The sequence below is a fragment of the Frederiksenia canicola genome, from assembly GCF_011455495.1.
Taxonomy (GTDB): domain Bacteria; phylum Pseudomonadota; class Gammaproteobacteria; order Enterobacterales; family Pasteurellaceae; genus Frederiksenia; species Frederiksenia canicola.
In genome coordinates, this window is record NZ_CP015029.1 from 2047192 (window position 1) to 2072054 (window position 24863).

20 protein-coding genes are annotated in these 24863 nt (G+C 43.8%); 15 read left to right on the top strand and 5 right to left on the bottom strand.

Annotation, left to right across the window (positions count from 1 at the left end; translation table 11 throughout):
* Positions 1-93: 93 nt before the first annotated feature.
* From A4G17_RS09805 to A4G17_RS09820, 4 genes are read left to right on the top strand one after another with little or no spacing between them, the layout of a single operon-like run.
* Entirely contained in the window at positions 94-972 is an 879-nt protein-coding gene (locus tag A4G17_RS09805) for a metal ABC transporter substrate-binding protein (RefSeq protein WP_123955769.1), read from the top strand.
* Positions 973-986: 14 nt separating this feature from the next.
* Positions 987-1745 carry a metal ABC transporter ATP-binding protein gene (locus A4G17_RS09810; protein ID WP_123955768.1) on the top strand — a complete coding sequence of 253 codons (759 nt, stop codon included), beginning with the start codon at positions 987-989 and terminating at the stop codon, positions 1743-1745.
* A 24-nt stretch (positions 1746-1769) separates the two neighbouring features.
* Complete coding sequence (locus A4G17_RS09815) at positions 1770-2648, top strand: metal ABC transporter permease (RefSeq protein WP_123956673.1); 879 nt, start codon at positions 1770-1772, stop codon at positions 2646-2648.
* A complete protein-coding gene (locus A4G17_RS09820) occupies positions 2645-3481 on the top strand; it encodes a metal ABC transporter permease (RefSeq protein ID WP_123955767.1) in 837 nt (278 codons plus the stop codon). Before A4G17_RS09815 ends, A4G17_RS09820 begins: the two co-directional genes overlap by 4 nt.
* A 28-nt stretch (positions 3482-3509) precedes the next feature.
* On the opposite strand, the gene dusA is transcribed toward A4G17_RS09820, so the two are convergent.
* On the bottom strand, positions 3510-4478 hold the full coding sequence (gene dusA / locus A4G17_RS09825; protein WP_123955766.1) for a tRNA dihydrouridine(20/20a) synthase DusA: 969 nt from the start codon (positions 4476-4478) through the stop codon (positions 3510-3512).
* Between the two features lie 187 nt (positions 4479-4665).
* Here dusA and A4G17_RS09830 point away from each other — a divergent pair, with 187 nt between their 5' ends.
* A complete protein-coding gene (locus A4G17_RS09830) occupies positions 4666-6627 on the top strand; it encodes a site-specific recombinase (protein WP_123956671.1) in 1962 nt (653 codons plus the stop codon).
* A 198-nt stretch (positions 6628-6825) separates the two neighbouring features.
* Here the strand turns inward: A4G17_RS09830 and A4G17_RS09835 are convergent, their stop codons facing one another.
* Together A4G17_RS09835 and pepA are read right to left on the bottom strand one after the other, a co-directional pair.
* Complete coding sequence (locus A4G17_RS09835; RefSeq protein ID WP_165894275.1) at positions 6826-7686, bottom strand: DUF4189 domain-containing protein; 861 nt, start codon at positions 7684-7686, stop codon at positions 6826-6828.
* A 28-nt stretch (positions 7687-7714) separates the two neighbouring features.
* Positions 7715-9217 carry a leucyl aminopeptidase gene (gene pepA, locus A4G17_RS09840; protein WP_123955765.1) on the bottom strand — a complete coding sequence of 501 codons (1503 nt, stop codon included), beginning with the start codon at positions 9215-9217 and terminating at the stop codon, positions 7715-7717.
* Positions 9218-9396: 179 nt separating this feature from the next.
* On the opposite strand from pepA, the gene lptF reads away from it, so the two are divergent.
* The 8 genes from lptF (at position 9397) to A4G17_RS09880 (ending at position 19192) form a co-directional block, all read left to right on the top strand.
* The gene (lptF, locus tag A4G17_RS09845) at positions 9397-10494 is read left to right on the top strand and encodes an LPS export ABC transporter permease LptF (protein ID WP_123955764.1); all 1098 of its coding nucleotides are present in this window, start codon (positions 9397-9399) and stop codon (positions 10492-10494) included.
* Complete coding sequence (lptG, locus tag A4G17_RS09850) at positions 10494-11561, top strand: LPS export ABC transporter permease LptG (RefSeq protein ID WP_123955763.1); 1068 nt, start codon at positions 10494-10496, stop codon at positions 11559-11561. Before lptF ends, lptG begins: the two co-directional genes overlap by 1 nt.
* A gap of 123 nt (positions 11562-11684) precedes the next feature.
* On the top strand, positions 11685-15161 hold the full coding sequence (gene dnaE / locus A4G17_RS09855; protein ID WP_123955762.1) for a DNA polymerase III subunit alpha: 3477 nt from the start codon (positions 11685-11687) through the stop codon (positions 15159-15161).
* Positions 15162-15274: 113 nt separating this feature from the next.
* On the top strand, positions 15275-16549 hold the full coding sequence (waaA, locus tag A4G17_RS09860) for a lipid IV(A) 3-deoxy-D-manno-octulosonic acid transferase (RefSeq protein ID WP_123955761.1): 1275 nt from the start codon (positions 15275-15277) through the stop codon (positions 16547-16549).
* 1 nt (position 16550) lies between these two features.
* Positions 16551-17027, top strand: a complete 477-nt coding sequence (gene coaD / locus A4G17_RS09865; RefSeq protein WP_123955760.1) for a pantetheine-phosphate adenylyltransferase — start codon at positions 16551-16553, stop codon at positions 17025-17027.
* On the top strand, positions 17024-17572 hold the full coding sequence (orn, locus tag A4G17_RS09870; protein ID WP_123955759.1) for an oligoribonuclease: 549 nt from the start codon (positions 17024-17026) through the stop codon (positions 17570-17572). The genes coaD and orn overlap by 4 nt, the downstream gene beginning before the upstream one ends.
* A 5-nt stretch (positions 17573-17577) precedes the next feature.
* The gene (gene tsaE, locus A4G17_RS09875) at positions 17578-18051 is read left to right on the top strand and encodes a tRNA (adenosine(37)-N6)-threonylcarbamoyltransferase complex ATPase subunit type 1 TsaE (RefSeq protein ID WP_123955758.1); all 474 of its coding nucleotides are present in this window, start codon (positions 17578-17580) and stop codon (positions 18049-18051) included.
* A 19-nt stretch (positions 18052-18070) separates the two neighbouring features.
* Positions 18071-19192 carry an N-acetylmuramoyl-L-alanine amidase gene (locus tag A4G17_RS09880; RefSeq protein ID WP_123955757.1) on the top strand — a complete coding sequence of 374 codons (1122 nt, stop codon included), beginning with the start codon at positions 18071-18073 and terminating at the stop codon, positions 19190-19192.
* Between the two features lie 115 nt (positions 19193-19307).
* Here the strand turns inward: A4G17_RS09880 and metE are convergent, their stop codons facing one another.
* The gene (gene metE / locus A4G17_RS09885; protein ID WP_123955756.1) at positions 19308-21578 is read right to left on the bottom strand and encodes a 5-methyltetrahydropteroyltriglutamate--homocysteine S-methyltransferase; all 2271 of its coding nucleotides are present in this window, start codon (positions 21576-21578) and stop codon (positions 19308-19310) included.
* Positions 21579-21840: 262 nt separating this feature from the next.
* On the opposite strand from metE, the gene A4G17_RS09890 reads away from it, so the two are divergent.
* Together A4G17_RS09890 and A4G17_RS09895 are read left to right on the top strand one after the other, a co-directional pair.
* The gene (locus A4G17_RS09890; RefSeq protein WP_123955755.1) at positions 21841-22767 is read left to right on the top strand and encodes a LysR family transcriptional regulator; all 927 of its coding nucleotides are present in this window, start codon (positions 21841-21843) and stop codon (positions 22765-22767) included.
* A 96-nt stretch (positions 22768-22863) separates the two neighbouring features.
* Positions 22864-23322 carry a pyridoxamine 5'-phosphate oxidase family protein gene (locus tag A4G17_RS09895; RefSeq protein WP_123955754.1) on the top strand — a complete coding sequence of 153 codons (459 nt, stop codon included), beginning with the start codon at positions 22864-22866 and terminating at the stop codon, positions 23320-23322.
* A gap of 28 nt (positions 23323-23350) precedes the next feature.
* On the opposite strand, the gene A4G17_RS09900 is transcribed toward A4G17_RS09895, so the two are convergent.
* Complete coding sequence (locus A4G17_RS09900; protein WP_123955753.1) at positions 23351-24709, bottom strand: sodium-dependent transporter; 1359 nt, start codon at positions 24707-24709, stop codon at positions 23351-23353.
* Positions 24710-24863: the final 154 nt, after the last annotated feature.

Consider the following 24863-nt stretch of genomic DNA (forward strand, 5'->3'; position numbering starts at 1 on the left):
ATCAAATATGAGAACAATTATCACTTGACAATGATTTACACCTCCTTATAATGCAGCGTTGCGTAAGACCATGACTTTTTTAAGGAGATCAAAATGAAAAAAATCGTCGCGCTGTTATCCACCCTTTTTATTGTGGCACTACCTGTCTCAGCCAAACAATTTAAAGTGGTGACTACCTTTACGGTTATCCAAGATATTGCTCAAAATGTAGCAGGTGATAAAGCCATGGTGGAATCCATCACCAAACCAGGTGCAGAAATCCACGACTACCAACCTACGCCGCAAGATATTGTCAAAGCCCAATCAGCAGATTTAGTGCTTTGGAACGGAATGAATTTAGAACGCTGGTTTGAGCGGTTCTTCACACAAGTGAAAGATAAACCAGCGGTGGTTGTAACAGAAGGTATTACACCAATTTCGATTTACGAAGGTCCATACAAAAATATGCCAAATCCACATGCATGGATGTCGCCAAAAAATGCCTTAGTGTATATCGAAAATATTCGCAAAGCCTTGGTAAAATACGATCCTGATAATGCCGAAAGCTACAACGCGAATGCCAAAGCCTATGCGGATAAAATTATGGCGTTAGATGAGCCGCTACGTGCTAGACTGAACAATGTGCCAGAAGCACAACGCTGGTTAGTGACAAGCGAAGGGGCATTTAGCTATTTAGCCAGCGATTACGGCTTTAAAGAACTCTATTTATGGCCGATCAATGCTGATGCTCAAGGTACACCAAAACAAATCCGCAATGTGATCAACAAAGTGCGTGAACACAAAATCCCTGTGGTATTTAGCGAAAGTACTATTTCAGATAAACCAGCCAAACAAGTCGCAAAAGAAACCAAAGCGAACTACGGTGGTGTGCTCTACGTTGACTCACTTTCTGCTAAAGATGGTCCTGTACCGACTTACATTGATTTATTAAACGTCACCGTTTCGACTATCGTCAACGGATTTAAGCAATAAGGTTATACTTTTTAATGAAGACTCACTTAAGTTCTCTCTCTGTTAAAGATGTTGCCGTTCGTTATAACAACGGACACACCGCATTACACGATGTGAATTTCTCCCTTGAAGGCGGCACGATTTGTGCATTACTGGGCGTGAATGGTAGTGGGAAATCAACCTTATTCAAAAGCATTATGGGCTTGGTTAATCCACAAGGCAAAATTGAAATTTGCGGCATGCCGGTAAACCAAGCCCTAAAACGTAATTTAGTTGCTTATGTGCCACAAAGCGAAGAAGTGGACTGGCAATTTCCCGTCTCGGTTTACGATGTCATCATGATGGGACGTTATGGTTATATGAATTTTTTACGTATACCAAACGCAATCGACAAACAAAAAGTCCATGAAGCCATGGAACGGGTGAATATCACCCATTTATCTGATCGCCAAATTGGCGAACTTTCTGGCGGGCAAAAAAAGCGCGTATTTCTCGCCCGAGCCCTTGCCCAAGAAAGCCAAATTATTTTGTTAGATGAGCCTTTCACTGGCGTTGATGTTGGGACCGAAAATTCAATTATCGAACTACTCAAACAGCTCAGAGCCGAAGGACATTTGATCTTAGTTTCTACTCACAATTTAAGCACTGTGCCAAGTTTTTGCGATCAAGCGGTAATGATTAACCGCACGGTACTTGCTGCAGGCTCTATCGAAACCACCTTTACTCCTGAAAATCTAGAACGGGTTTTCGGTGGAGTATTACGTTACAAACACCAATTAAACAATGCGGAGTAGCCCCCAATGGAAGCCTTAGTGGAACTGTTCACGCTACTCGTAGAGCCATTTTCTTACGATTATATGTTCAAAGCGATTGTCGCCAGCGGGGCAATCGGGGCAGTTTGTGCCTTTTTATCCGCTTATTTAATGCTCAAAGGCTGGTCGCTGATTGGCGATGCCCTTTCTCATGCCGTGGTGCCTGGGGTGGCAATTGCCTATGCCTTGGCTCTACCCTATGCCATTGGAGCGTTCTTTTCGGGTTTGCTCGCAACCATTGCCATTTTGGCGGTGAAATCCGTTACCAAACTCAAAGAAGATGCGATTATCGGCTTTATTTTTACTACCTTTTTTGCCCTTGGTTTGCTGATCATTTCCATCAATCCAACTTCGGTTAATGTGCAATCGATTATTTTAGGCAACATTTTGGGGATTGCCGATGAAGATATGATTCAAGTGGCGATTATTTTAGGTATTTCATTGATTTTATTATTGATTTTCTGGAAGGATCTCTTACTGGTCTTCTTCGATGAAATTCAGGCAAAAGCCGTTGGTCTCTCACCACTCAAATTCAAAATCCTGTTTTTTACCCTATTAAGTGCCTGCATTGTCACCGCTTTGCAAAGCGTTGGGGCCATTTTAGTCATTGCAATGGTCATCACCCCAGGAGCAACCGCCTATTTACTCACGGACAGGTTCGGCAAATTGCTGATTATTTCCATTCTACTGGGCGGCTCAACAGGTGCAATTGGTGCCTATTTAAGCTACTTTGCTGACGGTGCTACGGGGGGATTTATTGTCTCTCTGCAAACCTTGATTTTCCTTCTGGCATTTTTCTTTGCACCAAAGTATGGCTTAGTGCCACGCAACAGGGCGATTGCAAAAAATAGCTCAGATCTGACCGCTTGTAAGGAGGAAAAATGATCGATAGTCTCCTTGCGTGGTTCACCGAGCCGTTGGCGTATCCATTTATGCAACAAGCCTTGATTGTCGCACCGATTGTCGCCATTGTTTGTGCAACACTCTCTTGCTATTTGGTGTTGAAAGGCTGGTCGTTGATGGGCGATGCGATTTCTCACGCCGTTTTGCCAGGGATTGTCATTGCTTATCTGCTTTCGATTCCGCTTGCGATCGGCGCATTTGTTTCGGGGATTTTTTGTGCGGTAACCGTTGGCTACTTGAAAGACAACAGCCGCATTAAAGAAGATACTGTGATGGGCATCGTGTTCTCGGGAATGTTCGCCTTCGGTTTAGTGCTGTTTGCCAAAGTGGAAACTGACCAACATTTAATGCATATTTTATTTGGCGATATTCTCGGTATCACTGAACAAGAATTTTGGCAAACCTTAGCCATTTCCGCGGTGGCATTTCTCGCCATTTTACTCAAACGCAAAGATTTACTGCTCTACTGCTTTGATCCAAGCCACACCCGCACCGTTGGGCTAAACAGCAAAGTGCTGCATTACGGTTTATTGGTGATTTTAGCCTTAGTGATCATTAGTGCCATGCAAGTAGTTGGTGTCATTTTGGTAGTGGCAATGCTGATCACCCCAGGGATTACGGGCTACATTTTAGCCAAACGCTTTGATCGCATGCTGCTTATTGCGATTGCTACTTCGCTATTCAGTGCCATTTTCGGCGTGCTACTTAGCTTCCATTTCAATGTCGCCACCGGTCCTTGCATTGTCTTACTACAAGCGGTCTGTTTCGGCATAAGTTTTGCAATTAGTCAGCTAAAAAATCAGGCAGCGGTTTAATCTGCTGCCTGACTCTAATTTCCAATCGCTATTCCACAAAAGCCAATGCTTGCTGCACGACTTCCACTCCCGCCCCTTGTTTGCAGGCGTTTTCGCTGAGGTGCCGCCGCCATTGTCTTGCTCCTTTGCAGTGTTGAAATGCCCCGAGCATATGACGGACGATGTGGTTGAGGTAAACCCCTTGACTGAGTTGATTGTCAATATACGGGAGCATATTTTCAACCGCTTGTTTGGCTGTGATGATCGGGGCATTCTGATCGAATAATTCATGATCGATCTGCCCAAGCAACGATGGATTTTGGTAGGCTTCGCGTCCGACCATCACGCCATCAACAAACTGTAAATGCTGCTTGATTTCATCAATGGTTTTAATTCCGCCGTTAATGCTGATGTTGAGATGCGGAAAATCCCGTTTGAGCTGATAAACTCGCTCATAATCCAACGGTGGAATTTCACGATTTTCTTTCGGACTCAGCCCAGAAAGCCACGCTTTGCGAGCATGGACGATAAAGTCATTACAATACGGCTGAATTCTTTCAATGAAATCGCATAAAAATTCATAGCTATCCAAATCATCAATGCCGATGCGGTGCTTAACGGTAACGGGAATTTGTACCTGATTTTGCATCGCTTCAACGCAGCGAGCCACCAACTCTGCCTTGCCCATTAAGCAAGCACCAAACATCCCATTTTGAACACGATCTGATGGACAACCGACATTGAGATTAATTTCGGCATAACCTCGCTCTTCCACCAATTTAGCACATTTCGCTAGTTGTTCTGGATCACTCCCACCAAGCTGTAATGCGACTGGATTCTCTTGTGAATCAAAAGCCAACAAATCGTATTTTGCATGTAAAATAGCAGGTGCAGTAATCATCTCACTGTATAGCAGGGTGTGATGCGTAAATTGACGGTGAAAGTAACGGCAGTGGCGTGTCGTCCAGTCCAACATCGGAGCCACCGAGAATCGCCCACGGTAAAAAGTGTTTTCCATTCCGATTTCCAAAATACAAGCGGTAAGATCCGTGAAAAATTTTGCAAATTTTTTGCTGGATCTGACCGCTTGTCGTTTATCATTGTGGGCGGATAATACTATAAAATGCGATAAAATTGAATTTTTTAAAGTTTTGGTAGTCTTAAGCCACTCACAACAAAAGGATAACAATTTGAAAGATAACTTATTGAAAAACCAAGATAATTTAACACCATTTATTGAACAAAAGCTCAGTCAGAATGACATCTTCGGGCTACTTGATGGCTTATGTGAATGGCTACGAGAAGGAGGCCCACAAGCAGGTGACCGGCTCTACTTTGTGATTAAAGTACTGAAACAAAACAATGAGTTAGGGAAAAAATTCGCCTCTCAAATGTGCCGTTGGCTATGCGGAATGCGAATTTATCCTCTGCTCGTTAGCCGTGGCATTTTAGCTCGGGAAAATTTCGGTAAAGAGATGAAAAACCGTCTATATGAGCGAATTAACCCTTCTTTCAAAGATGTCAATGACTTACGCGATGTGTTTTTCTTGCTGTTCAATCGTAAAGACGATGCCAATTGGTTGAATGCGATCCCAATGCAATATTGGGAAACATTTCTCAATTTACTTCGCCGCTATGCCACACCACACGAACGAGAAACGGTCCACAACCATTTGCGTTATGAAGGTTTGTTTGCCATTGAAATGCTCTCTATTTGGATCGCTGCCGAAGAAATGGAACCTGAACTGATGCGACTTGATCCTGAATTACTGGATACTGAAAGCCCCTTTGTTGAGCTACAACGGGAAGTCGCAAACTGGGCTGCTGCTCGCCGTCAACATGAGACATATGATAGTGCCCATTTGGAAGTGATGTTTGAGCAAAGCCAACAGCAAATCGAACGCTTACAAAAACGGGGAAGTGTTGCGGGATCATCGCTAGGTGCAGCTCATTTGTTAGAACGACTTTCACAAACGTTAGTGCGTTTAGCAGAATTGATGGATGTGTTCGCCTCCGATCGTTTTTTATCTCGCCGAGTATTGGTTTTAACGGGCTCACTTGCTGCGGCATCGGCAGATCAACATAGTGTGTCAAGTCTATGGAGACAAAGTGTCAAAATGCTTTCTCGTAGTATTACGCAAAATACTAGCGACCACGGTGAGCATTACATCACTCGCAATAAAAAAGAGTATTTTGGTATGTTCTCTTCCGCCGCCGCAGGGGGCTTGCTGATAGCATTGATGGCGTTGATTAAAATCCATATTGGCAATGTGATTGATGATAAAGTAACCAAAAGTCTTTTAGAAGCACTTAACTATGGCATTGGGTTTGTGATTATTTTTATGTTGCATTGTACCGTTGCAACGAAGCAACCTGCGATGACAGCTGCTCGCTTCGCTGAAGCCGTCGAGAAAAACCCGCAAGGACGTGCGGTGGATATGAAATTGGCACAACTTTTAGTCGATGTATTCCGTTCACAAAGCATTGCGGTGTTGGGTAATGTGTCGGTCGCTCTGAGTCTAGCAATGCTCATTGCATTCGGTTTTGCCCACTATACAGGCACTTCTCTGCTCAGTGCTGAGCAAGTGGCTTATCAGCTGCATTCGATTGATATTTTCGGTGGCACCTTGTGGTTTGCGGCATTAGCCGGGGTTTGGCTGTTTTTATCAGGCATTATTTCGGGCTTTTTTGATAACCGTACAAACTATCTCAACTTGCGAATGCGATTGCAGCATCACCCCTTGCTAAAAATGATAATGCCCTCCAAACTGCGTGAAGGCTTTGCCAATTATATGCACGACAATTACGGGTCGATTATGGGAAACCTTTGTTTCGGTTTTCTACTTGGCTTAACAGGGCTTTTTGGCTACTGGACAGGGCTTCCATTAGATATTCGCCATGTGGCATTTTCCTCAGCAAATTTAGGCTATGCTGCCGTTAGTGGTGAAATTGCAAGCGGTTTGTTTGTACAAGGACTTTGCTATGTGTTAATCATTGGCTTGGTGAATTTGATCGTTAGCTTCTCCCTTACACTTTGGGTTGCTCTACGTTCACTTAGCACTGAAATTGATAGCTGGGGGAATATTGCAAAATGTGTTTGGCAGATTGCGAAAAAACGCCCACTTAGCCTATTCTTACCGTTACAGTTAGAAAATGAGAAGCCTTAACCCGTAATTGCAAAACATAAGTACGGTAAACCTAGCTACTCATCATATTAAAACCGCTATTTAGAGCGGTTTTAAAAACATTTTAGGGGAATGAACAACCTTTTATTCATTCCCCTTTTTTTGGAAATTTTTGACTGGAAGTGACCGCTTGCAAGCGGTCACTTCCTACGACAATGTTGCAAATCGTGATAAGTGATCTTACTCAGTGCTTAAATCCACGGGCGAGGTTGGGAACATGTTGTATATGCCCATTTGTGGTTGGTCGAACATACAATTTTTGTCTTTCGAAACATCGCAAGGTGTTGCACATGCTGCTTTATTGAAGACTTTACACTGTGTCGCACCGACTTTTTCACACTGCTTAATGGCCATATAGTCTGCATGTTGGGCACTCAAACTTGTGCCCATATAAGCCAGTTCTTTACCGTCTTTAATACCAACTGCCGTGCTTAAACAGACATTGCTAAACCACTGCCAAGCAACACATCCTTTTGCTCCTGTTTTTTGGCATCGTTTAACGGCATCTGCTTTCGCTGCCTCTTCACTGCGGTGTAAACCAGAAACATAGACCGCTGTGCTATCGCTACCATCATCCATACTATAAGCCCGCCACTGGCGTTCTTTAACAGGGCGTTTGGATAGATCTTTCGCAATAAAATCCGCTTTGTTTTCAGCGTACTGTCCACAGCCGTATTCTTTTTCTACATCCCCCCACTCCAATGTGCCGATTGAGGTAATATTGTCCTTTTCATCCGCAAAGACTATTGTCCATTCTCTGCCTGTATAGACTTTATCACGCTGCATATAAATGGTTGTGGCATCTTGTCCAAGAAAGGAATCACTGTATTCAAACAGCCGAACACTGTAACCATAAATATGACGAAATGTATTGTCTTTCATACATTCTAACGACACATCAGGAAAGCGGTAACGCTCAAAAAATTCGATTGTTGGCTTACCACGCCAATAAAGGGACTTGGTGATTTGTGGCGATACAAACGTACACGCCGTCATGATAATCGCCGCAATCACACTTAATAAGATCACTTTTATCTTCATGGAAACTCCCGTTAAATAGGATTTGCTTTTAAGACGGCTTTTGTACTTTTTCAATCAAGAACTGAGAAAGCATCGGTACTGGGCGACCGGTTGCCCCTTTGGCGGCTCCTGATTTCCAAGCCGTACCTGCGATGTCTAAGTGAGCCCAAGTGTATTTTTTGGTGAAGTTTGACAAGAACACGCCTGCGGTAATGGCACCGCCGTAACGACCGCCAATATTGGCCAGATCGGCAAAGTTCGATTTAAGCTGCTCTTGATACTCTTCACCCATGGGTAAACGCCATGCACGGTCGTCTGCTTGTTCAGATGCATTGAGCAAATCGTGTGCTAATGCGTTGCTGGTTGAAATCAACCCCGTTGTATGGGCACCAAGAGCAACCACACAAGCACCAGTAAGTGTCGCCACATCGATCACCAATTCAGGTTCGAAACGCTCCACATAAGTTAAGGCATCGCACAAGACCAAACGCCCTTCTGCGTCGGTATTCAACACCTCCACCGTGAGCCCTGACATTGTGGTGAGAATATCACCTGGGCGGTAAGCATTGCCATCGGGCATATTTTCACAACCTGCCAACACACCAATCACATTCAGCGGCAATTCCATTTCCGCAATGGCTTTCATTGTGCCGTAAACCCCTGCTGCACCACCCATGTCGTATTTCATTTCATCCATCGCTTCAGACGGCTTAATAGAAATACCGCCGCTGTCGAACGTCATTCCTTTGCCGACTAACACAATCGGTTTAGCATTTGGATTTGGGTGGTTTTTATATTCGATGATCGACATATAAGCAGGGTTTTGCGACCCTTGCGACACGGCTAAATAGGAATTCATTCCCAAGCCTTTCATCTCTTTTTCGTCAATGATTGTAGTGCTGATATTGGTATACTCTTTGGCGAGTGCTTTAGCACAATCAGCAAGATATTTCGGGGTACAGACATTTGGTGGGCAGTTGGCCACATTTTTCGCCACCGCAACACCTGCCGCGATGCCTTTACCGTGTTTTAATGCAAGTTCTGCATCGGTAAGATCTTTACGAGTAGGTACGTTAAACGCAACTTTACGCAACTCACGACGAACTTCAGGCTTCACACTTTTGAAATCAGTGTAAGTATAGCCAACTTCTTGAATCGCTTCGACCGCAAAACGTACGTTCCAATAGATCGAACGGGCTTTGACGTGTAATTCTGTTAAACAGCAGACGATTTCCGTTGAGCCTGTGTCGTTGATCACTTGGATCATTTTTTGCATTACTTGTTTATATTGACGCTCAGTCAGCTCACGTTCTTTACCGCAGCCAACGAGTAAAACGCGATCTGCTGGCACATTGGGAACATGGTGCAACAACAATGTTTGCCCCACTTTGCCTTCTAAATCACCTTTTTTGAGCAAGGTACTGATGTAACCATCGCTCAATTTATCGAGTTGTTCTGCGGCTTGCGATAAGCGACGTGGTTCATACACGCCTACTACTAAACATGCCGTCCGTTGTTTCTCAACCGATCCATTTTTTACGCTAAATTCCATAAATCCTCCCGTGATTTTTTCAGGATAAAAAGGTATGATTACGCATTTTACAAGCGGTGAGTTATTCGCAATATTTTACCAAAATCTAACCGCTTGAACTTGCAGACTATTTGCGGGTCGTAAAGCTACTCTGTTATGTAAAAAATGCAAGAATTAATTTGCAAAAATGAGAACCAATCGTGATTTTAAGTCGATATTTAACGAAAGAAATTTTTAAGAGCCAAATTGCTATACTTTTCATACTGTTAGTAATTTTTTTCAGCCAACAATTAGTTCGTGTTCTTAACTCCGCTGTCAGCGGACGAGTACCTACAGATCTCGTGTTGAGTCTGTTGGGATTAGGTATGCCGACAATGGCACAACTGATGTTGCCATTATCGTTGTTTATTGCTCTTTTGCTGACTTTAGGGCGTTTTTATGCTGAAAGTGAAATTACCGTAATGCGAGCTTGCGGGGTCGGGCAAAGTTTACTAGTGAAAGTCGCTCTTTTTCTTTCGCTATTTACCACGGCGATTGCAGTCTATAACGTCTTCTGGCTCACCCCTTGGGCAATTAATAAACAGAGTGAAATGCTTGCCGAAGCCAAAGCCAACCCGCGTTTTGCCGCATTATCGGCAGGGCAATTTATGTCTGCGGGGGGGTATGTGTTGTTTATTGATAATATTGAAGACAAAAAAATCAACGATATTTATGTGTTTCAGCCCAACCAAGTAAAGAAAAACAAACCCTCCGTGGTCGTTGCCGAATCGGGCGAGTTACAAGGTTTACCAAATGGTGATCAACTGCTGACTCTCACTAACAGCATCCGCTACGAAGGCACACCACAAACCGCTGATTTCCGTATTTCTAGCTTTGATAACTACACCGCCTATTTGGGCTATCAAGATGTTGAAACAGATGAAAAACTGGTGCAGCGGGCAGATTTTGCCAAGCTAATGCAAGAGAGCTCTCCCGAAGCCCACGCCGAATTGCAATGGCGTTTTGCCTTGATCTTTGCCGTGCCGTTAATGGCATTGTTGGCGGTGCCGATGAGCAGCGTAAACCCTCGCCAAGGACGGTTTGCTAAACTCTTGCCTGCGTTGTTGCTCTATCTCATTTACTTTTTACTGCAAAGTTCGCTCAAATCTGCGGGCAGTTCAGGAAAAGTCGATGTCCGCATTTTGATGCCGTTGGTTTCTATCGCTTTCTTGCTTCTGGGTATTGTTCTCAACAGTTGGAATAGCAAATGGTTTTCTGCCTTGCGGTATCGTTTTTCAGCTAAAAAGGTGGCAGCATAATGAATGTATTAGAGCGTTATATCGGTAAAACGATTTTGGCATCCATTATGTTGGTGCTGTTTATGTTAGTTGGACTGGGAGCGATTATTAAATTTGTCGAAGAGTTTCGTGCGGTTGGACGTGGTTCTTACGATGGTTTACACGCTGCCTACTACACTTTTTTAACCATTCCACGCGATGTGGAAACGTTCTTCCCCATTGCTGCGCTGCTTGGTTCCTTATTGGGCTTAGGTGGATTAGCCAGCCGTAGCGAATTGGTGGTGATGCAATCGTCGGGCTTTTCTCGTTTTCGCATCGGTTTAGCGGTGATGAAAACCGCTATTCCGTTGGTGATTTTCACGATGGTGATTGGCGAATGGGGCGTGCCACAAACGGAACAATTTGCCCGAAATATGCGTTCTGTTGCCCAAAGCGGCGGCTCGATGCTCGCCACAAGTGGTGGATTCTGGGCAAAAGATGGGAATAATTTTATCTATATACGCCAAATTCAAGACGAAAAACATTTAAACAACGTACTGGTATATGAATTTGAAAACCGCCAGTTAACATCGATCCTAAAAGCCGATCAAGCCAACTATTCTGATAATGGCTGGGTGTTAAAACGAGTAGAAAAATCAACGATTGACGAAAACCACATTCAGCAAGTCAAAGAAGCAGATCAACCTTGGCAAACATCAATCACACCAAGTAAATTAGGAATTGTGTCGCTGAAACCCGAATCTCTCTCCATTTCAGGTTTAGCGGATTATGTCGGCTTCTTAAAAGAAACGGGGCAAGATCCGAAACGATTTGAAATCACGCTGTGGCGGAAAATTTTCCAACCGATTTCCATGGCCGTGATGATGCTACTTGCGATTTCATTTATCTTTGGACCGCTTCGCAGCAGTACCATGGGAGCGAAAATTGTTATCGGCATCTTGGCAGGCTTTGTGTTTTACGTTGCCAACATCGTGTTCGGCAACCTCAGCCTCGTCGCCTCGTGGCTCCCTGTCCCGCTCGGTGCCCTTACTCCAAGTTTGCTCAGCTTGATGATCGTTTGGTGGTTACTCAGCAAGAAAAGGGATTAACTTTTGTCGGGGCGGACCTGCATGTCCGCCCGCTTAATTATTTGTAAAGTTTAAAATACATTCAACCGCTTGTTTTCGGTCGGATACACAAGTCCGCCCCACGCATAGAGATACGATATACATATGTCCCAACCCCGTTTTGTACATCTTAAAGTTCACAGTGACTTCTCAATGATTGATGGCTTAGCCAAGGTGAAGCCTTTGGTGAAAGCCTGCGTTACCAACAATATGGTGGCAATGGCATTGACCGACTTCACCAACTTTTGCGGGTTGGTGCGGTTTTATGGCGAGGCTCTGGGTTCGGGAGTGAAACCGATTGTTGGGGTAGATGTGATGGTTCGCCCTGAGCCTGAAAGTGAAGAATTTTTTGAGCTGACACTACTCGCCAAAAATAATACTGGCTATCATAACATTACGCTTTTGATTTCCAGAGCTTATCAGCAAGGCTATTTTGAGTTTCCCGTGGTGGAAAAAGCGTGGTTGTCGGAACTCGCAGAAGGTATCATTGTGCTGTCTGGCGGCCGCCATGGCGATGTTGGCAAAGCGTTATTAAAAGAAAATCAAGCAGAAGCCGAAAGCCTGCTTCACTTCTACCAAACCCATTTTCCAAACCATTATTACTTGTCCCTCTGTCGTACAGGACGGTTGGACGAAGAACGCTATATTCAACAAGCGGTCAGATTCGCTCAACGTTTTACAATTCCAGTGGTGGCGGTGAATGATGTCGTGTTCTTGAAAGAAGACGATTTTGATGCCCACGAAATTCGCGTAGCGATCCACGACAGCTACACCTTAGATGATCCAAAACGCCCAAAAAAATACTCACCTCAGCAATATTTCCGTAGCGAAGAGGAAATGTGTGCATTATTCGCCGATTTACCACAAGCGCTTGAAAATACAATAAAAATTGCCCAACGCTGTAATGTCACCATTCGGTTAGGCGAGTACTTTTTGCCGAATTTCCCGACAGGCGAGCTTTCTACTGAAGACTATTTGGTGCAGAAATCTCGAGAAGGGTTGGAAGAACGATTGGAATTTCTGTTCCCCGATCCTGAAGAACGAGCCAACAAGCGGTCAGTTTATGACGAAAGATTGCAAATCGAACTGGACGTGATCAACCAAATGGGCTTCCCTGGTTACTTCCTGATCGTGATGGAGTTTATTCAATGGTCGAAGGATAACGACATTCCCGTAGGTCCTGGGCGTGGTTCAGGGGCAGGGTCGCTAGTTGCCTATGCGTTAAAAATTACCGATTTAGACCCACTTGAATTTGATTTGCTTTTCGAACGCTTCTTAAATCCAGAGCGGGTTTCAATGCCCGATTTTGACGTGGACTTCTGTATGGACGGGCGAGATCGGGTGATCGAACACGTTTCTGAAACTTATGGTCGCCAAGCGGTATCGCAAATTATCACCTTTGGTACGATGGCGGCGAAAGCCGTCATTCGTGATGTAGGGCGAGTGCTTGGGCACCCATATAGCTTTGTTGATCGGATTTCCAAACTCATTCCACCAGACCCTGGTATGACGTTAGAAAAAGCCTTCGGGGTTGAGCCCAAATTGCAAGAGCTGTACGACAGCGATGAAGAAGTCGAAGCGTTGATTGATATGGCTCGCAAACTGGAAGGCGTCACCCGCAACGCAGGCAAACACGCAGGCGGCGTAGTGATTGCTCCGACAGCGATCACCGATTTCTCACCGCTTTATTGCGACTCACAAGGCTTACACCCTGTTACCCATTTCGATAAAAACGATGTGGAATACGCCGGTTTAGTGAAGTTCGACTTTTTGGGCTTACGGACACTGACCATCATCAAATGGGCATTAGAAATGATCAATGCCCGCCTTGCTAAAGAAGGCAAAGAGCCAGTACGAATTGAAAGCATTCCCCTTGATGATGAAAAGGCATTCAAACTACTTAAAGCGGCGAAAACCACTGCGGTATTCCAGCTCGAATCTCGCGGTATGAAAGACCTTATTTCTCGCCTACAACCGAGTAACTTTGAAGATATTATTGCGTTAGTCGCACTGTTTCGCCCTGGCCCGTTAGAGGCAGGAATGGTGCAGAACTTTATCGACCGCAAACACGGCAAAGAACCGATTTCTTACCCTGATGCTCAATATCAGCACGAATGGCTGCAACCGATTTTAGAACCCACTTATGGCATTATCGTTTATCAAGAGCAGGTAATGCAGATCGCACAAGTGTTAGCGGGTTATACCCTCGGGGGGGCAGACTTGCTACGACGTGCGATGGGTAAGAAAAAACCCGAAGAAATGGCAGCCCAGCGAGCAATTTTTGAAAAAGGGGCCGTAGAAAAAGGCGTTAATGGCGAGTTGGCGATGAAAATCTTCGACTTAGTGGAAAAATTTGCCGGCTACGGCTTTAACAAATCCCACTCTGCCGCTTATGCATTAGTTTCCTACCAGACCTTGTGGCTCAAAGCCCACTACCCTGCGGAATTTATGGCAGCAGTAATGACTTCGGAATTGGATAATACCGATAAAATCGTTGGCTTCTATGATGAATGTATCAATATGGGCTTAACCGTCGTGCCGCCAGACATCAACAGTGGTAAACACCGTTTCAGCGTAAACGAAAAAGGAGAAATTGTGTACGGCTTAGGGGCAATCAAAGGCGTGGGTGAAGGCCCGATTGATGCGATTTTGGAAGCCCGTAACCAAGACGGTATTTTCAAAGATCTGTTCGATCTCACCGCACGGGTGGATCTGCGTAAAGTCAATCGCCGTACCTTTGAAGGCTTAATTATGGCGGGTGCCTTTGACAAACTCGGACCGCACCGTGCCGCACTAATGAAGAATTTGGAAGATGCTCTCAAAGCCTCCGATCAACACAGCAAAATGGAAGCCTTGGGGCAAAGCGATATGTTCGGCGTGCTGACCGAAACCGTGGAAGAAGTGCAAAACGCCTACGCCAACACGCCAAAGTGGACTGAACAAGCGGTGCTAGAAGGCGAAAAAAATACCTTAGGGCTCTATTTGAGTGGGCATCCTGTTGGGCGGTTCTTAAAAGAACTTTCCCACTATGCCCCCGCACGCTTGAATGAATTGCAACCAACTTATCGTGGCCAAGTGGCAACGGTAGCGGGTTTAGTAATGGCTTCACGCATTGCGGTCACGAAAAAAGGCAACCGCATCGGCATTGCCACCATTGAAGACCGCTCTGGCAAGTTGGATATTACCCTGTTTTCTGAAGCCTTGGAAAATTTTGGGCATTTGCTTCAGAAAGACAATATCATTATCGCCAGTGGTTCCATTCAGTTTGATGACTTCAGTGGTGGCTTGAAAATGTCGGCTCGAGAAGTAATTTCACTCGACGAAGCCCGTGAGCGATTTGCCAAAAGCCTCGCCCTTGCGATTCACCAAGAGCAGCTAAACCCAAGTTTTATCAAACAGCTGAAATCCATTATCGAACCACACAAAGATGGCATTTTACCGCTACATTTCTACTACCAAAGTCCCGAAGGGCGAGCCTTACTCAAAGGCGGGATAGAATGGAGAGTAACGCCAAAAGAAGAGATGCTCACTGCCTTAAAATCCCTGCTTGGCGAAAATGCGGTGGAGTTAGAATTTGAATAGATTTGCAATATTCTTCGCAAATCTTACCGCTTGTACAGCGATGGAATGGGCTTTAGCCCAACAACAAATTTACATTTTTTAATGGGCTAAATCCCATCTTACGAGATCAAGAAATGCTACGTCGAATTTATACGTTACTCAGTTATATTATCCAGCCCTTGATTTTACTGCTGATGTGGCAACGGGGGCGAAAACAGCCTGAATACCGACAACGTTTGACTGAACGTTATGGTTGTTATGATCGAATGAAACCGCCACAGCCAAATGGCATTGTGATTCATGCGGCATCTGTTGGCGAGGTGATTGCCGCAACGCCATTAATCAAAGCGTTACAACTGCGTTATCCTGAATTGCCAATGACAGTCACAACCGTTACGCCAACAGGTTCAGCTCGGGTGAAAGCCGCGTTTGGTGAAACCGTTTCGCATCTTTATTTGCCTTACGATTTACCTGATGCAGTGAAACGCTTTTTAGATTTTGTTCAGCCTAAATTAGTTGTGGTGATTGAAACGGAACTTTGGCCAAATTTAATTCACCAAATCGATCAACGCCAAATCCCTTTTGTCATCGTCAATGCTCGCCTTTCGCCACGCTCGGCAAAACGTTACGGCTGGATCAAGTCGCAACTCAAAGAGATGTGGCAAGAAGTGGATCTAATTTTAGCTCAAGATGCAGTCAGTGCCGAACGTTATATCAGGCTTGGCTTTGATTCACAAAAACTGATCAATACAGGGAATCTCAAATTTGATTTAGAAATCACCCCCGAACTTCGCCAAAAGGTGAGTGAAACCCGTGAGCAACTCGGGATTACCAATCGCCCAGTGTGGATTGCGGGCAGCACCCACGAAGGCGAAGAAAAGCTGATTTTAGAAGCACACCAGCAACTCTTAGAATGCTACCCAAATCTGTTATTGATCCTTGTACCACGGCATCCAGAACGCTTCAAAAACGTGGAGGAGTTGCTGAAAAAGCAACAAATCCCTTATTGCAAGCGGTCAGATTCGGTGAAAATTTTGCAAAACACGCAGGTGCTATTTGGCGATACCATGGGTGAAATGATGCTACTCTATGGCTTAGCACAAATCGCGTTTGTGGGCGGCAGCTTAGTCAAACATGGCGGACACAATCCATTAGAACCGATTGCTTTTGAACTCCCCGTCATTTCAGGGATACACACGTTCAACTTTCCTGAAGTTTTTTCAAAACTGAGAGAAATGAATGGGGTAGTTGAAATTCAAACGGATAAAAACGCCGTTGTCGAAGCCGTAAACTACTTTCTTGAACGCCCTGAACTGAGCCAAAAAATTAGCCAAGCGGGCTTTGATGTATTAAAAGAAAACCAAGGTGCCTTAGCTCGTACCTTGAAATTATTAGCGAGATATTTATAAAATGAGTCAAACAGTTATTTATGCAGGTACTTTTGACCCCATCACTAATGGGCATTTAGACATTATTCAACGTGCATCCAACCTATTTGAACATGTGATTGTTGCAGTAGCCAAAAACCCAAGTAAACAGCCACTTTTTAGCCTTGAACAACGGATCGAACTCGTCGAGCAAAGCTGTACGGAGCTTGCCAATGTACAAGCGGTCGGTTTTAGCGGATTACTTGCAAATTTTGCCCAACAGCACCAGGCGGTGGCATTAATTCGTGGCGTGCGAGGGGCGGACGACATTGATTATGAAATCCAACTTGCTCAGCTGAATGATAAACTTGCCAATTCGCTAGAAACGATTTTTTTCCCGCCTTCAGTTGAATGGCGTTATCTCTCGTCTACTATGGTGCGTGAAATTTACCGCCATCATGGTGATTTGGAACAATTTGTGCCTACGGTGGTCTATCAAGCACTTAAGGATTTGAAATGAAACAAGATAAGCAGAATTTAATTTGGATTGATCTAGAAATGACTGGACTTGATCCTGAAAAAGAACGAATTATTGAAATTGCGACGATCGTAACCGATAAAGATCTCAATATTTTGGCGGAAGGACCTGTGCTTGCGGTACATCAATCCGATGAATTGCTGAATAAAATGAGCGACTGGTGCGTCAAAACCCACACCGAAAATGGCTTGGTGGAACGTGTGAAACAGAGCAAACTCACCGAGCGAGCGGCTGAATTGCAAACGTTGGATTTTCTTAAACAATGGGTACCGAAAGGGGCCTCTCCTATTTGTGGTAACAGTGTGCCGCAAGATAAACGTTTTTTATACCACTATATGCCTGAGCTGGCAGATTATTTCCACTATCGCCATTTAGATGTCAGCACGCTCAAAGAGCTGGCAAGCCGCTGGAAACCAGAGATACTCAAGCAATTTTCTAAGAAAAATACACACTTAGCCTTAGACGACATTAAAGAATCTATCGAAGAACTGAAATTTTATCGTCGCCATTTTATCAACTTAGACTAACGAAAATGACAACCGACATTTATGCCGCAGACGAAAATGCCCTGCTCGCTTTTGGCAGCCAACTTGCCGAACAACTAAAACGCTATTTAGCGGCAGATCCGAACCACGCCTTGACGATTTATCTCAATGGCGAGCTTGGGGCGGGCAAAACGACACTCACCCGCAGCATCGTGCGAGCCTTTGGGCATCAAGGTAATGTAAAAAGCCCGACTTATACCTTGGTGGAAGAATATTCATTGCCGCATTGTGTAATCTACCATTTTGATCTCTATCGTCTTGCTGATCCTGAAGAATTGGAGTTTATGGGTATTCGGGATTACTTCCGTCCACAAACGCTCTGTTTATTAGAATGGGCGAGCCGTGGCGAAGGGATGATTCCACCAGCAGATTTGGTGATTCAACTCGATTACGCCGAGCAAGGCAGACACATTCACCTTCTGCCACAGAATGAGAAATTGCAAAACTTTTTAATGATCTAACCGCTTGTCAGAGAGAATAATGAAGAAATTTTTAAGCTGTTTTACTTTTTTATGCCTTTTTAGCACAGCCCTTCAAGCCAAGACCGTTATCGCCATTGATGCAGGGCACGGTGGTAAAGATCCCGGTGCTATCGGTAAACATTTAGGAATAAAAGAAAAAGATGTCACCCTGTCGATCGCAAAAGAACTCAAAGCTCTGCTTGATGCCGACCCAAATTTCAAGGCGGTGATGACACGTAAGGGCGACTATTTTATCCAACTCCCAAACCGCACTGAAATCGCCCGTAAAAATAAAGCGAACTACTTGGTTTCGATTCATGCTGATTCGTCCCCCAGCTCAAAAGATCTGAAAGGGGCTTCTGTTTGGGTACTCTCAAACCGCCGAGCCAATGACGAGTTAGGAAAATGGCTAGAAGATCACGAAAAACAATCCGAACTCCTTGGTGGTGCAGGTTCAGTATTATCAAACGCAAACGAACGCTATTTGAGCCAAACCGTGCTAGATCTGCAATTCTCTCATTCACAACGTTCGGGTTATGAGCTAGGGAAAACGGTATTGAAAAAGATGAGCGGAATCACATCACTTGCCAAAAGTTCACCACAGCACGCCAGTTTGAGTGTGCTACGTTCACCGGATATTCCATCTATTTTGGTTGAGACGGGTTTTTTATCGAATGCCACAGAAGAGCAAAAATTGGCAAGTATCACCTATCGCCGCCAAGTTGCTAGGGCGATTTACAACGGATTAAGCGAATATCGTACTCGCAATGCTGGCTACCTTACGCCGAAAACGGTGTTTAAAGAAGAAAAAGCGGAAAAAGCCAATAAAAAATCGAGTCCTGCTCAGACTAGCAATAAAAAAACAGACGCCAAAAATAAAGCAACTGAAAAAGCCGCCAAATCTTCCGATAAAAAAGCTGACGCTAAAGAGAAGGTAAAAAAAGAGCAAGCGACAAAAGAAGGATCGAAAAAAGAAGACAGTAAAACAATCAATCCCAATGCAACGCATCATATTGTTGGAAAAGATGAAACGCTTTATTCGATCGCAAGAATGTATAAGACCACGCCTGAAAAGCTGAGTCAGCTGAACAATATTAAGGATAATAAAATTTTTGTCGGTAAAAAGTTGAAGTTGAAGTAGCAACAAGCGGTCAGATCCGAGAAACCATTTGCAAAACATTATCAGGATCTCACCGCTTGTATCAACAAAAGGCATAAAAAAGCAGCGTTTTTCCACGCTGCTTTTTCATCTTCTATTATGCCAATTCTGCCCGTAATTTTTTGGTTACTGCCATCATCACTTCAAGCTGCGCGATGGTTTCAGGCCAGCCACGAGTTTTTAAACCGCAGTCTGGGTTTACCCATAAACGCTCTTTTGGTACGACATTGAGGGCTTTGCGAAGTAAGCGTTCAATTTCCTCTGCTGTTGGCACTCGTGGGCTGTGAATATCGTACACGCCTGGGCCGATGTCGTTTGGATATTTGAAATCGCCGAAAGCAGTTAGTAATTCCATATCAGAACGAGAAGTTTCAATGGTGATTACGTCCGCATCTAAGCCTGCAATGGCTGGCAGAATGTCGTTAAATTCGGAATAACACATATGGGTGTGAATTTGAGTGTCATCCGCCACGCCCATATAGCTTAAACGGAAAGCTTCGCCTGCCCATTGTAAATAAGCGTCCCAATCTGCCCGCTTGAGTGGCAAGCCTTCACGAATTGCAGGCTCGTCAATTTGGATTACCTTAATGCCCGCTTTTTCTAAATCTAACACTTCATCGGAAAGTGCCACACCAATCTGTTTACATACCGTTGAACGTGGAATATCGTTACGCACAAATGACCATTGTAGGATTGTCACAGGGCCTGTCAGCATGCCTTTCATCACTTTTTGCGTGAGACTTTGTGCATATTGTGACCAACGTACTGTCATCGGTTCAGGGCGAACCACATCGCCATAAATCACAGGGGGTTTGACACAGCGTGAACCGTAGCTTTGTACCCAGCCGAATTTGGTGAAGGCAAAACCGTCTAATAATTCGCCGAAATATTCCACCATATCATTACGCTCTGGCTCGCCATGTACAAGTACATCTAAATCTAATTTTTCTTGCTCACGCACCACAAGCTCGATCTCTTTTTTCATCGCCGCTTCGTAATCTTCAAGGGATAAATCGCCTTTCTTAAATGCTGCACGAGCGTGGCGGATTTCCGTTGTTTGTGGGAATGAACCAATATTGGTGGTTGGTAATAGCGGTAGGTTTAGCCACGCATTTTGCAATTTGATACGTTCGCTAAATGGCGATTTACGTTGATCCGCATTGGCAGGTAAATTGGCTAAACGTTCCGCAACTTCTGGACGATGAATTTCTTTGCTGTTGGCACGAGCATCAGCGGCTGCTTGGCTTGCTGCTAACTCGCTTGCTACCGCAGAACGACCTTGCTCAAGTGCGGTCTTAATCACGCTTAATTCTTCCACTTTTTGTAGCGTGAAGGCTAACCAAGAATAGAGATCAGGATTTTTCGCCTGAAGTTGTGTTTCTACGCTTAAATCATAAGGGGTATGCAACAGCGAACAGCTTGGGGCAATCCATAAACGCTCGCCGAGCTTAGCTTGTAAAGGCTCAAGCACATCAAGCACTGCATTTAAGTTGGCACGCCAAATGTTACGTCCTTCAATCACACCTGCAGATAACACTTTGCTGTAATCTTCAAAGGCAGCAAGTTGCTCTGGTGCACGCACTAAATCTAAATGTAAGCCGTCCACTGGTAAGGCTTTCAATAATTCAGCGTGTTCTGCCACAGATCCAAAATAGGTAGTGAGCAATAATTTCGCATTGACTTTGCTCAGTTCCGCATAAACAGCTTTGTAAGCTTCAACCCATTCTTGTGGTAAATCTAATGCAAGAGCGGGCTCATCAATCTGGATCCATTCCGCACCTTCTGCCACTAACGCATTTAAAATTTCCACATACACAGGCACAAGTTGATTGAGTAGCTCAAAACGGTTGAAGGCTTCGCCTTTTTCTTTTCCTAACCAAAGGAAAGTTAAAGGCCCAACAATCACAGGTTTAACCTTGTGTCCTGCCGCTTTGGCTTCACGAATTTGGTTCACATAATGGGCTGGATTCGCTTTAAATTGGGTATTTTTGTGGAATTCTGGCACTAAATAGTGATAGTTAGTATCGAACCATTTGGTCATTTCAATCGCAAATTGTGCTTTGTTACCACGAGCCAGTTGGAAGTATTGATCAAGGGTTAAATGTTGGTTATCAAACCCAAAACGAGCTGGGATCGCCCCCGTTGCCACTTGCAGATCTAAAATGTGATCGTAAAAGGTGAAATCGCCCACGGCGACAAAATCAGCTTTTGCATCGGATTGATGTTTCCAATTTTTTTCACGCAATGCTTTAGCTAAATCTAATAAATCTTGCTCCGCCAACTCTTTACGCCAATAACGCTCTTGGGCGAATTTCAGTTCACGTTTTGCCCCAACGCGTGGGAAACCTAAAATATGGAATGTGGTCATCTTGCATCTCCTGCTTAAATATATGAATTGTATTTAGACGTTTAGCCGTCTAAATGGCTTGAATGCATCATCTACAAATTCATAACATTATGCAACTTCATAATTTTCACAATTAACGTGAAATATTTTCATATACATAAAAAGACAAGCGGTCACTTCCCTCAAACAATTTGCAAAAAATTTGTGGTAACTGACCGCTTGTTACCGCAAGAAAGTGTTATAATTTTCATCCATTTTCGCTTTTTAATGAACATTTCTCATAATGAAACCGATTTTTCTCGAACTTCGCCACCTAAAAACCTTGATCGCCTTAAAAGAGAGCGGCAGTGTTTCACTAGCTGCTAAACGTATTCATCTGACACAATCTGCATTATCTCATCAAATCAAGTTGTTAGAAGATCAGTACGAATTACCACTTTTTGAACGCAAAACGCAGCCCATTCGCTTCACTCCCGCAGGAGAGCGACTGATAAAATTAGGCTATGAAATTTTACCTAAAGTGATGGAAGCAGAGTTAGATTTAGTTAGAGTTAAACAAGGAGAAGTGGGTGAATTACGTATTGCGGTGGAATGCCATACCTGCTTCGATTGGCTGATGCCCGCAATGGATAAATTCCGTCAAAGTTGGGGCTTGGTCGAGTTAGATATTGTCTCGGGATTCCATACGGATACGGTAGGATTGTTGCTCACTCATCGAGCCGATTGGGCAGTGGTGTCAGACATGGAAGAAGCAACAGGCGTGGTTTATAAACCGCTTTTTTCCTATGAAATGGTGGCGATTTGTTCCAAAGATCATCCATTAGCAAATAAAGATATTTGGGATGCCGAAGATTTTCGTCATGAAACGCTGATTCATTACCCCGTGCCAGATGATATGTTAGATTTATTACGAAAAGTACTGTTGCCAAAAGGCATTAACCCTGCTCGGCGAACCAGTGAATTGACCATTGCGATTATTCAACTTGTTGCCAGCAAACGTGGTGTGGCGGCATTGCCTTATTGGGCGGTCAAGCCATATTTAGAGCGAGGCTACGTTGTTGCTCGGAAAATTACTGAACAAGGTTTATATAGCAACCTTTACGGTGCTATCCGAGAGTCAGATGCCGAAATGGCATATATTTCAGATTTTCATCATACCGTTCAATCAGAAAGTTTTGGTTCTCTACCTGATTTATTAGTTTTAAAATAAATGTGTCAATAATGTAAAAAAAAGTAATTCCCTTTCAAATAACTTTAGCTATAATAAAATAGTTTAAAGTTTAATTCTGGTAAAAAATACTATTTTATGAAGAAACGAATTTTCACATTTATTAAGAAAAAATATTTATGTACCGTTTGTTGTAGCGATGGCAATCAACCTTGGGCAAATACCTTTTATTATGTATTTGATGAAGACAATCATCGGCTAATTTATGTGACGAGTGATAAGACCCATCACGCTAAAACGATGTTCCAAAACCCAAATGTGGCAGGCACGATTTTCTCGCCAACACGCTTCAACCCTTCATTGCAAGGCGTCCAGTTCACAGGCATTGCTAAAAGATTAGAAGGTGACGAAATCGAAAAAGCGGCTGAACTATATAAAAAAGAATATAAGCATGAAGTCATTGATAAATTATCCGTGTGGGAAATTTCACTACAATATATCAGAATGATTGATCACACATTAGGCTTTTACGGAAAATTAGAATGGCGAGTAAATGAACCTGATACCGTTCTCGACTTTTCGAATTATTTGGAGTAAAGCTGAGAGCCGTACTCCAAATATTAAACTAAATAGAATAGAAAAAAATAAGCAAAATAAATAGTGGGATAATGTATTTCACATAATTAAACCAGATGGCTGTTAATACACTATTTGCATTTAATTCTGATTTTGCTTCATCTTTCAATACAAATCCAACAAATACCGCACTGCCTAAGGCCGTTAAAATAAATAAGATGTTGCCACTGATGTAGTCAAAAGCATCAAAAATGCTTTTACCCATAATGGTTACGTCTTTCCACACGCTGTCGCCAAGCACTGACGGCACATTTCCAAGCACAAAAATCGCGGCCAAGGTAACGAAAATCGCTATTTTACGCCCCATTTTGGTTTTTTCTTGCAAAGCGGTGATGATTACTTCGCAGATGGTAAGAGAAGTGGTTAATGCCGCCACAATCAATAAGCTAAAGAAAATGATTGCAAAGAGAGTGCCACCCCACATATTTGAAAAGACCACAGGTAAACTTTGGAACACAAGGGTTGGTCCTGAATTTGGTGCAATGCCGAAGCTAAAGAGCGATGGAAAAATCATAAAGCCCGCAAGTAAGGCAATTAAGGTGTTCAAAACGCCAGTAATTGCTGCCGTTTTTACTAGATTTTCGCTTTTATCCAAATAGCTTGAAAGGGTGATCAACACGCCAAAACCAAGGCTTAACGCAAAGAAGACTTGCCCCAATACAAACACGAATAATTTCGGGGTAATTTTAGAAAAATCTGGCATTAAATAGAATTTAACCCCTTCCCACGCGCCGTCTAAAGTCACGTTTCTCACCACCATAATGATTAAGAATACGAACAATAATGGCATTAAATATCTCACTGAACGCTCAATGCCATCCACAACGCCTTTTACCAAGATCACATAGTTCACCACCACAAATAGTGCGGTGTAGGTTAAAATCGTTGTGGGACTACTGAAAATGCTCTGCTGGAAATGAGCAGCAGTGATTTCTGCACTCACTGGCGAAGAAATATCTAGGCTGCCCGACACAAAACTGCCAATATAGCTCAGCACCCAGCCACCAAGCACCATATAGTACGCCAAGATCCCAAAGGCACCGAGCAACCCCATATAGCCAAGCAATTTCCACGCAGGGTTGATTTTTTTACCGTTGGCATTCCCCGTGAAAGCATCAATCGCATTCACACGCATACGGCGACCGATCACGTTTTCTACCAAAATCATTGGGATCCCAATCACAATCATTGCCACACAAAACAGCAACACATAAGCCCCGCCACCATTTTCGCCGACAAGGTAAGGAAAACGCCAAGTGGCACCAAAACCGACCGTTGCACCTGCAACAGTCATAATATACGCCAAGCGGCTAGACCACGATTGACGCTCGGTTGTTTGATTTGTCATTACAGCTCCATATACAAATAAAAATTCAATACGTTGTTATTGCCATCACTTTGCTTTTATTTCTGACAAATATTCCCTAACTTATCTGTGCTAAAAGAGGCTAGGGGGAAATCTGACAGCTTATGAATTGAAGAAAAGGCTCATACAAGCGGTC